At 42.0% G+C, this 13394-nt stretch carries 10 protein-coding genes and 1 pseudogene; all 11 read right to left on the bottom strand.

Annotated elements, in window-relative coordinates; genetic code table 11:
• Positions 1 to 10 precede the first annotated feature (10 nt).
• The 11 genes and pseudogenes from AC4G3L_RS11600 to AC4G3L_RS11550 all read right to left on the bottom strand — a co-directional run bounded on the left by AC4G3L_RS11600 (position 11) and on the right by AC4G3L_RS11550 (position 13381).
• Positions 11 to 1477, bottom strand: coding sequence for a CoA-acylating methylmalonate-semialdehyde dehydrogenase (locus AC4G3L_RS11600; RefSeq protein ID WP_491077110.1), 1467 nt, complete (start codon positions 1475 to 1477; stop codon positions 11 to 13).
• Positions 1478 to 1555: 78 nt separating this feature from the next.
• On the bottom strand, positions 1556 to 2788 hold the full coding sequence (locus tag AC4G3L_RS11595; protein ID WP_491077196.1) for a Zn-dependent hydrolase: 1233 nt from the start codon (positions 2786 to 2788) through the stop codon (positions 1556 to 1558).
• Between the two features lie 30 nt (positions 2789 to 2818).
• The gene (locus AC4G3L_RS11590) at positions 2819 to 3058 is read right to left on the bottom strand and encodes a hypothetical protein (RefSeq protein ID WP_491077109.1); all 240 of its coding nucleotides are present in this window, start codon (positions 3056 to 3058) and stop codon (positions 2819 to 2821) included.
• Between the two features lie 19 nt (positions 3059 to 3077).
• The gene (locus tag AC4G3L_RS11585) at positions 3078 to 4553 is read right to left on the bottom strand and encodes an NCS1 family transporter (RefSeq protein ID WP_491077108.1); all 1476 of its coding nucleotides are present in this window, start codon (positions 4551 to 4553) and stop codon (positions 3078 to 3080) included.
• A 20-nt stretch (positions 4554 to 4573) separates the two neighbouring features.
• Positions 4574 to 5992: a dihydropyrimidinase gene (gene hydA / locus AC4G3L_RS11580; RefSeq protein WP_491077107.1), complete on the bottom strand. Its 1419-nt coding sequence runs from the start codon at positions 5990 to 5992 to the stop codon at positions 4574 to 4576.
• A 38-nt stretch (positions 5993 to 6030) separates the two neighbouring features.
• Positions 6031 to 7302 (bottom strand): NAD-dependent dihydropyrimidine dehydrogenase subunit PreA, encoded by a 1272-nt coding sequence (preA, locus tag AC4G3L_RS11575; RefSeq protein ID WP_491077106.1) that lies wholly within the window; start codon positions 7300 to 7302, stop codon positions 6031 to 6033.
• 37 nt (positions 7303 to 7339) lie between these two features.
• A complete protein-coding gene (locus AC4G3L_RS11570; RefSeq protein WP_491077105.1) occupies positions 7340 to 8704 on the bottom strand; it encodes an NAD(P)-dependent oxidoreductase in 1365 nt (454 codons plus the stop codon).
• Positions 8705 to 9401: 697 nt separating this feature from the next.
• Positions 9402 to 11954, bottom strand: a complete 2553-nt coding sequence (pulA, locus tag AC4G3L_RS11565) for a type I pullulanase (RefSeq protein ID WP_491077104.1) — start codon at positions 11952 to 11954, stop codon at positions 9402 to 9404.
• Positions 11955 to 12279: 325 nt separating this feature from the next.
• Positions 12280 to 12556 (bottom strand): annotated as a pseudogene (locus AC4G3L_RS11560) (penicillin-binding protein); the annotation flags it as partial.
• Between the two features lie 101 nt (positions 12557 to 12657).
• Positions 12658 to 13083 (bottom strand): hypothetical protein, encoded by a 426-nt coding sequence (locus AC4G3L_RS11555; RefSeq protein WP_491077103.1) that lies wholly within the window; start codon positions 13081 to 13083, stop codon positions 12658 to 12660.
• 112 nt (positions 13084 to 13195) lie between these two features.
• Complete coding sequence (locus tag AC4G3L_RS11550; RefSeq protein ID WP_491077102.1) at positions 13196 to 13381, bottom strand: winged helix-turn-helix domain-containing protein; 186 nt, start codon at positions 13379 to 13381, stop codon at positions 13196 to 13198.
• Positions 13382 to 13394 lie beyond the last annotated feature (13 nt).

The following is a 13394-nucleotide window of genomic DNA, read 5'->3' as shown; positions in this document are numbered from 1 at the left end:
CCTCCTTTCATTAAAAATCAAATCTGGAAGTAATCATTTTCTTGCGTGTATAGAAATTAACGCCGTCTTTTCCGTTCACATGAAGGTCTCCATAAAAGGAATCCTTCCAACCGGAGAATGGAAAAAAGGCCATCGTAGCCGGTACCCCAACATTAATCCCGAGCATTCCCGCATCCGCTTCTTCCCGGAACTGCCTAATTGCACGGGCATCTTTCGTATAAATCGTTGCCCCATTTCCATATTTAGACTTTTTGATAAACTCTAAAGCTTCATCTAATGAATCAGCTCGGAGCAGGCTAAGGATAGGACCGAACATTTCTTCCTTAGCAAGCATCATTTCAGGCTTCACATGATCAAATATAGTTGCTCCAAGAAAATAGCCTTCCTTTTGCAAATCCGCTTCGCTTCTTCCATCTCGAATTAAATCTGCCCATTCCTTCAAACCGTTTTCAATATAGCCTAAAAGTTTCTCCCGCTGCCCTTCTCTAATAACAGGGGTCAATAATACATCTTCGTCCATTCCATTTCCAATTGTGAGCTGATCCGCCTGCCTTTTCAGCTCCTCAGTAAATGCCTCTCCCTCACCAACAATGACAACCGCGCTGCAAGCCATGCAACGCTGACCAGCACTCCCGAATGAAGAGCTGATGATATTCCTAGCTGCCTTTTTCACATCTGCATCAGGCATTACAATATGATGATTTTTTGCACCGGAGAGAGCCTGTACTCTTTTCCCGTTCGCAGCAGCACGGCTATACACATATTTCGCGACCGGCTGTGAGCCGACAAAGGAAATGGCTTTTACATCTGGATGATCAAGCAGCCCATTCACAACGTCATGGGCGCCATGCACAACATTCAGCACACCTCTTGGGGCTCCCGCTTTCGTAAATAGCTCTGCCAGCTTATTCGCAAGCATCGGTGTCCGCTCAGATGGCTTGAGAATAAATGTGTTGCCACAAGCAATCGCAAGTGGGAACATCCAGAGAGGAACCATCATCGGAAAATTAAAGGGGGCAATGCCGCCGACGACCCCATGCGGATAACGGAACATTTCTGAATCAATATCCTCTGCAATATTAGACAAGGTCTCACCCATCATTAAAGTCGGAGCCCCAGCCGCGAATTCGACACACTCAATCCCTCGCTGAACTTCCCCATACGCCTCCTTGTAAGCCTTGCCATTTTCTTTTACAACAAGCTTTGCTAGCTCTTCATGATGTTCCGTTAAGAGATAGTGATATTTATAGAGAATACGGGCACGTTTTGGAACAGGCACATGCCTCCATTCCTTAAAAGCAGCACTCGCTACTTGCACCGCTTTGTCTACATCTTCAAGAGAAGATAGGGGAACTCGCGCGAGCACCTCTCCCGTTGCTGGGTTCGGAACATCTAATGTTTCCGTGCCGTGAGCATCCACCCACTCACCATTTATGTAATTCTTCAATACTAGAGTTTCCTCTTTGATCATCGACATCTTTGCTTCCTCCTATAGTTCGTATTTAAACAATAGACCTTCACTTGATAAAAGATTATTGGCATGTGTACGTATTCATCAAACAGATTGCATATCAAGAATTGTTTCGAGAAGAACGTTTACCCCTTTCTCACAATCCTCCCAAGAGGTCAGCTCCACTTCAGTATGACTTTTTCCATTCACGCTCGGGACGAACACCATGGCAGTGGGAATATAGGAAGCTATGAATTGAGCGTCATGTCCTGCTCCGCTTACCATTTCCTTATACGAATAGCCTAGTGTCTCTGCTGCTTTTGTAAGCTGTCTGCAAAGATCCTCATTAAAGAGCACCGTTTCCCTTCCCCAAAGTTTCCTAATCTCCACCTGGCAATCTTCTAGTTGATAAGAGTCCTTAATCTTCCGAATCATTTCCTCAACCTGTTTAATTACTTTTGAATCTTGATGTCTCGCCTCTAAGGAAAAGACTGCCTTCTCTGGTATGACAGTATGAATATTTGGCCAGACATTCATGCGGCCAACTGTATAGACTAGCTCAGTGTCCAATTCACTCAATTGGCTGCGTATTTCGCTGATAATATCATTAGCAGTGAATAAGGCATCCTTTCTCATCGACATCGGGGTTGTTCCTGCATGATCTGATTCTCCACTAATCTCCCACTCATAACAAACCATCCCAACTACACACTCGACGATACCAATGGACATAGATTCCTGTTCCAAAATCGGTCCTTGTTCAATATGAAGTTCTAAAAAGGCTGTTCCTTCTTTCAGTCTGTTTTTCTCATCTCCTGCATAGCCAATTGATTTCAAAGCTTCTTTAAAAGTGATTCCATCTTCATCCTTTTTTTGGAACATGGTATCTTTGGCAAATTTTCCCGACAGTATACCAGATGACATCATGGACGGTTCAAAGCGGGCTCCCTCTTCATTCGTATAGTTAACAATTGTAATTGGAATGCGGGGCGTTATTTCATTTTCGATGAGTGTTCTGACCACCTCAAGCCCGGCCGCCACCCCTAAAACCCCGTCAAATCTACCTCCCTTTTTTACAGAATCAAGATGTGAGCCAATCAGGATAGGCGGTCTATCTTCTCTGCCATTTAAGGTAGCGTACATATTGCCTAGGTCATCATGCTTGATTTCAAGCCCTAGCTCATCACAGCAATCCCTTAAATAATTTCTGGCAGCTCGGTCCTCCTCTGTTAAGGCCAGTCTGGTCACTCCGTTATTATCCGTTTTGCCATATTGCGCAAATGCTTCTAGCGACTCCTTTAAGCGTTCACCATTAATTAATAGTTTTTGCCCTTCCATTAAACTAACCACTCTCCTTTTCATAAATGGCTACATTTTATTCTTCAGTGAAGCCTGTTGTTCAATCAGCTTAACGGAGAAATATTTCCTTGCATCCGGCGAAGTGATATGTAGAATATGCTTTTCATATGGATCTTGCATGAGCTCCTTGCTACTGAACTCTACATAGGCTCCATTCAAATTTTCCATGATGGACTTGATAATAAAGCCCTGTTCGAGGAAAGAATCAATTCGCTTCTTCTCATCTAGATACTGCGTGTAATCTGACATAAGAGAAAGCCTCCTTCTTCTAAATTTGCTTAGAGATGGTTTTTGTCTCCGGTACTCGGCCTGTTTCTTTCCCGTCAATCTCCCAGTCTCTCCCGGCTGTAAGACCTAAATATTTTTCATCACTCGGATCAATCAGTTCTGCCTGAGGATACATCACAAACCACCAGTACCTGGCCAGAACATAATAGAGTGCACCTCCAACAATGAAGCCGACAAGAGAAGAATAAGCTGACAGCAGATTTGCCGCTGTTCCTCCTACAACCCAGGCAATAAATCCAGCCATATTAATTCCTTTCCAATAATGAAACTGACCGTTTAATTCATAAAGATCCTTAACATGAACCCTTCGTTTCCGAAGTAAATAATAATCTGCGAATAGGATACCGACAATGGAGCTCAAAATCCCACCAATAATCAATAGAACTGAATTCAAAACATCAAAAAGACTCCAAGGCTGCGCGATGATCCCGATTATACCCGCAATCACGACACCGACCCAAAATGGTACTTTTGGACCTCCTACATTCGAGAAGATGGTCGCTGCCGGAATGACATTCGCGGACGTATTAGTCGACCATTGCGCCAATACGATCATTAACAATAGGATGCCAAGCACAATGCCGCTTGCCGATTCTTGAAGTGCAACAATCGGATCAGATGTGCCGACAGCTATATACGAGACAGCCCCGATGACAATCATGAGGGTATTGAAAATCGGCATCACAATAAGGCTTCCGAATAGTTGGGTCTTATTACGTTTAAACCAACTTCTCTCATTCTTAGGCGCTTTAAAAAATCTGGAGAGAGTCGGCATATCAGCTGCAAGTGTCGCCCAAAATCCCATATTGGCCATCACGACAATCATGAAAGCCGTAAAAGCAGAACCTCCTGCTGCCGGACTCTCCACCCATGACCAAATATCCCGTCCCGCTGATTCTGCCTTGTCAGCAAGGGTAATGTACATCCAGCAAGAGATCAGGATGATAATGGGTGCAGCCAAATCAGCAAACCGTTCAATGGACTTGATGCCCATCGCCGTGTTTACCAGCTGAAAGGCCGTGAATAAAAGAAAACAGAAGATCCAATTATCAAAATCGAACAAGAGATTTAATACTGAATTTATGGCTGTTGAGCCAAAATACGTATTGATTCCAAACCAGCAGGAGGCGGTAATCCCCCGTACAATGGATGGGATATGCGTTCCAATTGTCCCAAAAGGTGCTCTCATATAAACTGGAAAAGATAGACCATGTTCCACGCCGATGTCTCCAATTATTGTCATTAATATCCCAATAGCAACAGAACCGATTACCGTGGCCAGAATAACCAATCCTAAAGGCAGGTTAACGATACCGCCTCCGCCTATGGCAAAGGCAGCAAGTACGATGGCCATCCCTACCCAAATGACGGCAAAACCGAATGGTCCTATCTTTCGATTTTCATATTTAATAGGAAGTAAATCGGGAGACTTCAAATAATTAGTGTTCTTTTCCATTCCGGCACACATCCTTATTTTTATTTAGACAATATAGCTGTCTCCCTTGCCGTCAATGTTTCTTGATACTTAGCCCGCTTAATGTATTGGCCGGCTCCCGGTTTCCCGACAAACTGTTTATCCTTAATGACGAATTCTCCTCTTGATAACACAGAGACAGGCTCACCCTTCACCTTCATTCCTTCAAACGGATTGTAATCTACAGCCATGTGATGAGTTTCAGCGGATATTACCCTCTCTACATTCGGGTCAAAGAGGACCACATCAGCGTCTGCCCCGATGGCGATTGTCCCTTTTTTCGGAAATAATCCAAACAGCTTGGCTGCACGTGTAGAAACTAAATCAACAAATTGATTCAAGGTAATACGTCCTTTATCAACACCTTCTGAGTAAAGAATACTGACCCTATCTTCAATAAGCGGCCCGCCATTTGGTATTTTAGAAAAATCATTCTTGCCAATATTTTTTTGGCCATTAAAATCAAAGGAACACTGGTCTGATCCAATCGTCTGTAATTGTCCTGTTTTCAGGGCATTCCAGAGCACATCCTGATTCCATTTCTCCCTGAGTGGAGGCGACCATACATATTTGGCCCCTTCAAAATCAGCTTTCTCCAAATAGCTTTGGTCAAGCACTAAATATTGCGGGCATGTTTCACCCCATATATTGATTCCATTCGCTCTCGCCTCGGCAATCTTTTTCGCTGCTTCCGCACAGGAGACATGGACGACGTATAATTGTGAATCCGCTAATCCAGTCAGAGTAGCGGCCCTTCCTGTTGCTTCTCCCTCCACTTCCGGCGGCCTTGTGAGCGCATGGAAAATCGGATCTGTATTCCCTTCAGCGAGAGCCTTTTTCACGAGATAATCAATCACATCCCCATTTTCAGCGTGAACCATGACGAGTGCGCCAAGCTCTTTGCCGGCTATCAGCGTTTTAAAAAGCGTTTCATCATCTGCCTGGAATTGATTTTTATATGCCATAAATACCTTAAAGGAGGTAATCCCTTCTTCCTTTGAAATCACCGGCAGCTCAGTCAGAACACTATCTGTCATTTCAACTATTTGAAGATGGAATCCATAATCAATAACTGCTTTATCTTCTGATTTTTCGTGCCATGTTTTTACGGCATCCTTTAATGGTACTCCTTTAGAAGTTAGACAGAAATCGATGATTGTCGTCGTCCCTCCGAAAGCCGCCGCCTTCGTTCCACTCTCAAAATCATCCTTTGTGACCGTGCCTCCAAATGGCATGTCTAAGTGGGTGTGTGGGTCAATACCTCCGGGGAAAATATAAGAACCCTTTGCATCAATAATCTCTGCATCTTTCTCACCCAAATTCTTGCCAATTTGGGTGATGATACCTTCATTGATTTCTATATCAGCTTCATACGTATCCGTCGCCGTTACAATAACACCATTTTTAATAATCTTTTTCATCCTTATTTCCCCCTTAAATGTATGATCTTACCTACTTATTATTTCCCCATTACGCTTCCCTGGAGAGCCGCCTGCCGTTCATTCCAGGTCATCGGTGGCAAAGTGTTTGGCAACTCCAACATATCAATTGCCCCTTCAGCAGGGCATACGATGGAGCAAAGATTGCACCCTACACAGTCTTCCTCCCTTACCTGGACATAGCTTGCACCACTCGCATCCTTTAATAGATCAATGCACTGGTGAGAAGTGTCTTCACAGGCAATATGGCATTTATTGCAATGTATACAATTTTCCTGATTAATACGGGCAACAACCTTATAATTAAGGTCAAGATTTCCCCAATCGGAATACTTGTTAACAGACTTCCCGACTAACTCCATAACTGATCCAATCCCTTTGTCATCGAGATAGTTAGATAAGCCTTCAATCATGTCCTCAACAATACTGAAACCGTGATGCATCGCAGCTGTACATACTTGTACCCCAGTCGCTCCCATCAACATGAATTCAACAGCATCCTGCCATGTCGAGATTCCGCCAATCCCGGAGATAGGGACCAATATACGTGGGTTACGGGCGCATTCACCTACCATATTCAGAGCGATCGGTTTAACAGCCGGCCCGCAATAACCACCATGAGCACCCTTTCCAGCCACATGAGGAATCGTATCCCACGTATCAATGTCGACCCCCGCCAGACTATTAATGGTATTAATCATACTGATGGAATCTGCTCCTCCATTGACAGCCGCTTCTGCTGTCGCGGTGATATCCGTAATATTAGGAGTCAATTTTACAATGACAGGTGTCTTTGCTACTTCCTTTGCCCAATAAGTTTGACGCTCGACTAGCTCCGGCACCTGTCCTGAGGCAGCTCCCATCCCCCTTTCAGCCATGCCGTGAGGACATCCGAAATTCAATTCGAGGCCATCTACGCCAACATCTTCGACACGCTTAACGATTTCATGCCACTTCTCCTGCTTTGGTTCCACCATGAGTGATGCAATAATGGCATGATTCGGAAAACGCTTCTTCGTTTCGTAAATTTCCTTTAAGTTCACTTCAAGCGGACGGTCTGTAATGAGCTCAATATTATTAAATCCTGCTACACGCTGTCCGTTAAAATGAACAGCGGCAAACCGTGATGATACATTTAGAATCGGGTCACCAAGCGTTTTCCAAACAGCTCCTCCCCATCCAGCTTCAAATGCCCTTTGCACCTGGTAGCCGGAATTTGTCGGCGGCGCAGATGCCAGCCAAAATGGATTTGGTGATTTAATGCCCCCAAGATTTATCTTTAAATCTGCCATATCAAAAACCTCCCCTGTCTTTGCATGCTTTTCATACTTACAAAATCTGTGCTTCTCCCTCCATTGATGGCGACAATAAATGATGAATCTGATAGGCCGCTTCCTTTCCCTGCTGGGTAGCCGATACAACCATCGCTTCCCCTTGACCTTGACCAAAAATACAATCCCCACAAGCAGAAACTTTTTCATTTGAGGTTTGATAAGTCTCAGGATCAACGATGGCCACACCACCTATGTGCTTAATGCCGAACTGCTCAATTAAGCTCGTATGTCTTGTTTGGCCAATGGCTTTAATGACAGCATCAGTTTCAAGAATAAATTCAGTCCCTGGGACTGGAACTGGTCGTGAACGCCCATCCCCTTCCGATTTTTCGAGCTTCATCTTGATGCATTTTATACCGATCACTTTTCCCTCTTCATTGCCAATAATCTCAATTGGGGCAGTCAACCATCTGAATTCAACACCATCCTGTTTGGCAAACTCATACTCAAACTCATAGGCTGTCATTTCTTCCTCTGTGCGTCTGTATAAAATTTTGACATTTTCTGCTCCAAGTCGAACAGAGCAAGTAGCAGCATCAATCGCTGTGTTCCCAGCCCCAATCACAACGGCTTTTTTTCCCGCTAGATGAGTTTCGCCCGGATGAACTTTCGTTTCTTTTACAAACTCGATTGCGTCAAATACCCCTTCTAGTCCTTCACCGTTAATACCAAGATTCGGAACATGCGACATTCCAGCAGCCAAAAGCGTATAATCATAGGTTGCAAGAATCTCTTCAGCTTGAATATCAATGCCTACTCGCTGCCCTGTACGAATTTCAACTCCTAGGCCGCTTACCTGTTCGACTTCCCAAAACGATACTGCTTGCGGGAGCCTGAACGATACGATCCCATACGTATTTAAACCACCTGCTTTATCTTCAGCTTCAAATACAACTACTTTATATCCAAGCAAGGCCAGCTCCCTTGCAGCCGATAATCCGGCCGGCCCTCCCCCAATGATTGCTACCGATTTTCCATTGGATTTGCCTGCCTTGAACAATAACTGTTCATTTTTTATCGCCCAATCTGTCGCATATCGCTGGAGGTTGCCAATCATAATTGGTTTTGTCGAGTGATTAAGAACGCATGCCCCCTCACATAATTCTTCTGTTGGGCAAACCCGCGCACAGCTTGCACCCATTGGATTGGCTTTCATAATGGCCTTAGCCGAACCTTTCAAATTATTTGTAGCGATTTTCTTGATGAATGATGGAATATTAATTCCTGTCGGGCATGCCTGAATACAAGGCGCGTCATAACAGTACAGACAGCGGTTTGACTCCTCTACCGCTTCCTGTTTAGTCAGACCCTTGAAAACTTCTTGAAAATTTTTCCGAATATCAACTTCTGTCAAGCTCATGAAAAAACCTCCTTCTTAAAATGGCTTCGTTAGCATATTTTGCGGCAGCTCACTTATATCGCCTCTAGATTGTGGCTAGACTTAATCAACGATACTGCGGATGCACCTCATCCACCTGACTACAAGATAAATATTGCATACTACTAAAAATGAGAATGTGAAATAAACCTTTCATATTGCCAAATGCACAAAAAAGGTTCTTACGTATGTCCTACGATTAAACGAAAGTACAAGGATTGATTCTGAATTAACAGGTAGCTGAAATGCGTCATGATTCAGCTATCATTTGCGAGTGGTTGCCATAATGCGAGAGTGATTTGAATCAGTCTGCTTTGCAGAGATGATTTCGTGAAGTATCTTCGAAGGAAAAAGAGAGAATATTCAATCATTTTTGAGTAAACGTCGTTTAAATCGTAAAAGATTTGACGCATACTCTTGTATATAATTCATAATTATAGCGCAAAAAAAAGAAAACAGGAAACTTCTTCCTGCAAATTAAGTCTAATTGCCTATAACTTTTACAAAGTTCTGACTTTTTAGACAAAAAAGCCAGGAAAGTTTACATATATAATAAGAAGGAGTACAAAAAATGAAAGTATACTTAAAAATAATAGTAGCAAGCAAGGCCAAACAACCTTTCTAAAATAATGAAAGGCTGGTTGACCTGATGACTTACTTATTTAGTAACTCGCTTCTCTTAGTATCCCCCTTTCTTTCCTCCTTTAAGTACAAATGTACTCAATGGAGGAACAATTACCTTATCCCCTTTTAGTTTATATAAGGGTTTTGAGGAAGCCTGATTCTCGTTTACAAGAACATTCCAAACAGTATTTTCAGGTAGTGTAAGTTGAATATCATAGGTATTTGCATTATGCACGACAAAATACTTTTCTCCTTGCTTACCTTTCGCTGAGCTATCCATTTTATAGGCAATCGCATTAGCAGGCGCATGCAAAAAAGTTATCCTTTCTTTAATAGTATGAGCATCCGTCATCCTGAATACAGGATGATTCTTTCGAAGCTCAATCAAACCTGACATGTACTTTACTTCATTCGCAAATTCCGCATTCCGTTTCCAATCTAATTGATTAATTTCATCTGGGGATTTATAGCTATTATGGTCTCCATACTTCGTTCGCATAAATTCTTGTCCGGCGTGAATAAATGGAATCCCCTGTGAGGTTAAAATCATAGACGAGGCTAGTTTATGCCTTTGTTTTTTCTCTTCGTAACTTGCATTGGGATTCGTCAATTCCAACTTATCCCAAAGAGTAAGATTATCATGTGCTTCGACATAAGTGATCACCTGTTCCGGATCACGGTATGTTGCCAAGGTTTCATCATAATCAAGACCGGCCATAATGCCTTTTTTGATACGATCTTCCATATTTAATTTTCCATTTACGAAACCATTATCCTGCTCTTCAAATACGCTGCCCTTCAGTCCGTCCCGAATATCATCATTGAAATGAGCAATGCCGGGCATTTTTTCAGCATTTTTCTGATTTGCTTTTACATCTGCCGGAAGCGGGGTATTTAAATCCCAGCCTTCCCCATGTATGATAAATGATGAGTCAATACGCTTCAAAGCCTTCCTTACTTCATTCATTGTTTCAACATCATGGATTCCCATTAAATCAAATCGAAATCCATCCAGTTTATATTCCTTCACCCAATAGGTTGAGGAATCGATTATGAATTTACGCATCATTCTTCGCTCGGAGGCAGTATCATTGCCGACACCGGTACCATTGGCCGATGTACCGTCCTCATTGTAGCGGTAGTAATAGCCGGGAACCAACTTTTGAAAGTTTGACTCCGCAGCATCAAACATATGGTTATAGACGACATCCATCACTACACGCAGCTCTTCCTCATGGAGCGTTTGGATCATTTGCTTCAATTCTTTTATTCTTACATTAGGCTCATAGGGATTGGTTGAATAAGAGCCTTCGGGTACATTGTAGTTTTGCGGGTCATACCCCCAGTTATATTGCGGCTCTTCAAGCTTTGTTTCATCTACTGTTTTATAATCATAGATTGGCAAAAATTGAACATGAGTCACTCCTAATGATTTTATATGGTCAAGACCAGTCGACAGCTCTTTCGGCCCCTTTGTACCACTCTCGGTAACTCCTAGATATTTCCCCTTTTGCTTAATTCCACTTTCTGGCTGAATGGAAAGGTCGCGCACATGCAATTCATAAATAACTGAATCCTCTGGGTTCGCCAACTTGGGTTTCTTTTGTTTATACCAGCCCTTAGGATTCGTTTTCGCCAAGTCAATCACGGCTCCTTTTTGCCCATTGACTGACGCTGCTCTTGTATATGGGTCAACAGCCTCTGTCCATTTTCCACCTATATTTACTTTATACGTATAAAATAGACCGTCTTTATTTCCTATTAAATTCGCCGTCCATGTTCCCTTCTTACTCGGTCTCATCTTTATTTCCTTACCCTTTGAATCATTCCAATTGTTATAGAGAACGAGCTTTGCCTCTTGAGCAGTTGGAGCCCACAAACGAAATTTTGTTGAGAAACGAGAGTAGGTGTTCCCTAGATCGTTACCGCTATAATAATACTGGCGGTCAAACTCTTCAGTCCGTACCACTCGGCCTATCTCTACACCCTGCTTCCCATAGCCCTCAATTTTCACGGCATAGCTGCCGCGTACATCGAGCTTCTTTTTTGTTTTAATCCTCAACTTATTTGTTACTGAGTTATTCCCATCAACAGGGACAATTGCTTGAATTTGTGCACCTTCAAGCTCAATTCCTGTCCCCTTTACATCAAGTGGCTTATTTGTCGTGACAGTGATTTCTGTAAAGCTGTCCATCTCTGCCTTTTTGATGTTTGGCTCACTGCTAGGTTCTGAATAGTACACTTCATCATCTCCTGAAATGACCCACACCTCCGCCTTTCCATCCTTTATTCCATCAATCCAATGGTCTCCGCCATCTTTTTCCCATGAATCTGTACGAATTATAAAACCAACCCGTTCATGAAGCCCTTCCAGTGTAAATCTTGCAACTTTTCCAAAAGCATCCTCTTCGTTAAACTGCTCAACATGACCTTCTTCATTTTCAGCCCATACCCATAGGTTCCAATCCTTCGTATACTCACCTCCCTGATAATGGATGACAATCTCCGTGTTTCCAGGTTCTGCATTTGCACTTGCCTGAGGGAGCATTGCCAATAACATGAAAATTACACCTAGCAGTGCAAAAATCCGCTTCTTCGGCAAAGTCATTTTTCAATCCTCCTTGATTTTTCTTTTAATAGGCAAACAATTGCTTAACCACTTAATTGAAATCGCTTTCGTAATTTCGCACTTCCATTCTAGTAAATTAGCTGCCATTAAAACAGTTTAGGTTTTCCTATTAATTAAAAGAATTTTACTCTTGAATTCAAACTTTATTCCTATGCAGGGCAAATAGAATGAGGAGTACTGAATTATCTGTTGAATCAGCTTTGACTCCTGTTCATTTTTATCATAAAGATAGGAAACTTAGAACTCATTTTTATGTCCCCCTTTTATGAGAAGGCGGTTTAACCATCAATAAATTGTAATGTGATTAACTATATGTATCCGCTACCATTTTGCTGAATTCCCTCAAATAATGACGGTAATCTACTCCACTATAGTTGTATCGCTTATTATACATTTTTACCCGCAACGAGATTCTGTTTAGGAATAACTAACAAGGTTGGCCCGGTTATTCCTAAGATTTGATAGGAGCCTTTAGATACTCTCTCTTCAATCTCGCTGTTAAAAGAAGGTCAATCTTGCACATACCAAAACAAACCATTTAGTGGTGTGATTTTATCATTATAATATCGGCTTTGGACATTTGCAGTTTACTAGAAGTGATTTTGAAAAAGATCGATGGGATTTTTATATTTTAGATCGCAAAAAAAGATTTCCGCACTAGTACGGAAATCCTGACTTACAATTATAAAGATAATGATAACTTTATTGTACCCTCTTCCATCTCATATGATTTAATTCTTCCAACAGGGATTTTTTTTACGATATCCCAGGAATTGAAATCCATGTTAACCGTTTGATTTGAGTATCCAGAAAAAGGTGGACTGTTAAAAATCTTAATGTCAACCATTTTCATGTTAACTGGGTTCACACTCTCGACTTCAAAAATAATCACTCTTTTTTCCATATGGACAGGTTTTAGTGTTACCATATATGAAATATTTGTATCTGTTGTACCACGAATGATCAGAAGGCCTGTTGTTATTTCTACTTTTATATTTTTTTGACCAGACTGCCTTTTTATAAGCTGTTCTAACATCATCGGCTTAATAGGTACAGTCACTCCTTTTTTACTCATTTCGTTAAATTTCGTTTTTAATTTATCCAGCATAGTTGCAACGCTCCTAATATGTATAGTTTCCAGTCAGACTGATACTTTATGTTTCTTCGTATTTAACTAGATAGTAACATGGATAGAAGGCTTATCCTACTAATGCTCCTCCTTATAAACAAATAAATGCTATTCTTTCACCTATTTCAGTCAAAGAATAGCACTTATTTCCCCATACTTCTTCTAAAATTTGTTCTCTCGTTTGTACCATACGTGCATTCCGGATGAAGTGGACAAGTAAATCAAATTCACGCGGGGTTAGCTCTATGTCGTCTTTGACTGACCACCATTCAACCAATGAGCCAAGCCAT

This window comes from Bacillus sp. z33 (genome assembly GCF_058313615.1).
This window is presented reverse-complemented; position numbering and strand designations above follow the sequence as displayed.

Coding starts and splice junctions, on each gene's coding strand:
- AC4G3L_RS11600 (WP_491077110.1), bottom strand. CDS start 1,477: ATGTCGATGATCAAAGAGGAAACTCTAGTATTGAAGAATTACATAAAT.
- AC4G3L_RS11570 (WP_491077105.1), bottom strand. CDS start 8,704: ATGAGCTTGACAGAAGTTGATATTCGGAAAAATTTTCAAGAAGTTTTC.
- preA (WP_491077106.1), bottom strand. CDS start 7,302: ATGGCAGATTTAAAGATAAATCTTGGGGGCATTAAATCACCAAATCCA.
- AC4G3L_RS11555 (WP_491077103.1), bottom strand. CDS start 13,083: ATGCTGGATAAATTAAAAACGAAATTTAACGAAATGAGTAAAAAAGGA.
- AC4G3L_RS11590 (WP_491077109.1), bottom strand. CDS start 3,058: ATGTCAGATTACACGCAGTATCTAGATGAGAAGAAGCGAATTGATTCT.
- AC4G3L_RS11595 (WP_491077196.1), bottom strand. CDS start 2,788: ATGGAAGGGCAAAAACTATTAATTAATGGTGAACGCTTAAAGGAGTCG.
- hydA (WP_491077107.1), bottom strand. CDS start 5,992: ATGAAAAAGATTATTAAAAATGGTGTTATTGTAACGGCGACGGATACG.
- AC4G3L_RS11585 (WP_491077108.1), bottom strand. CDS start 4,553: ATGGAAAAGAACACTAATTATTTGAAGTCTCCCGATTTACTTCCTATT.
- pulA (WP_491077104.1), bottom strand. CDS start 11,954: ATGACTTTGCCGAAGAAGCGGATTTTTGCACTGCTAGGTGTAATTTTC.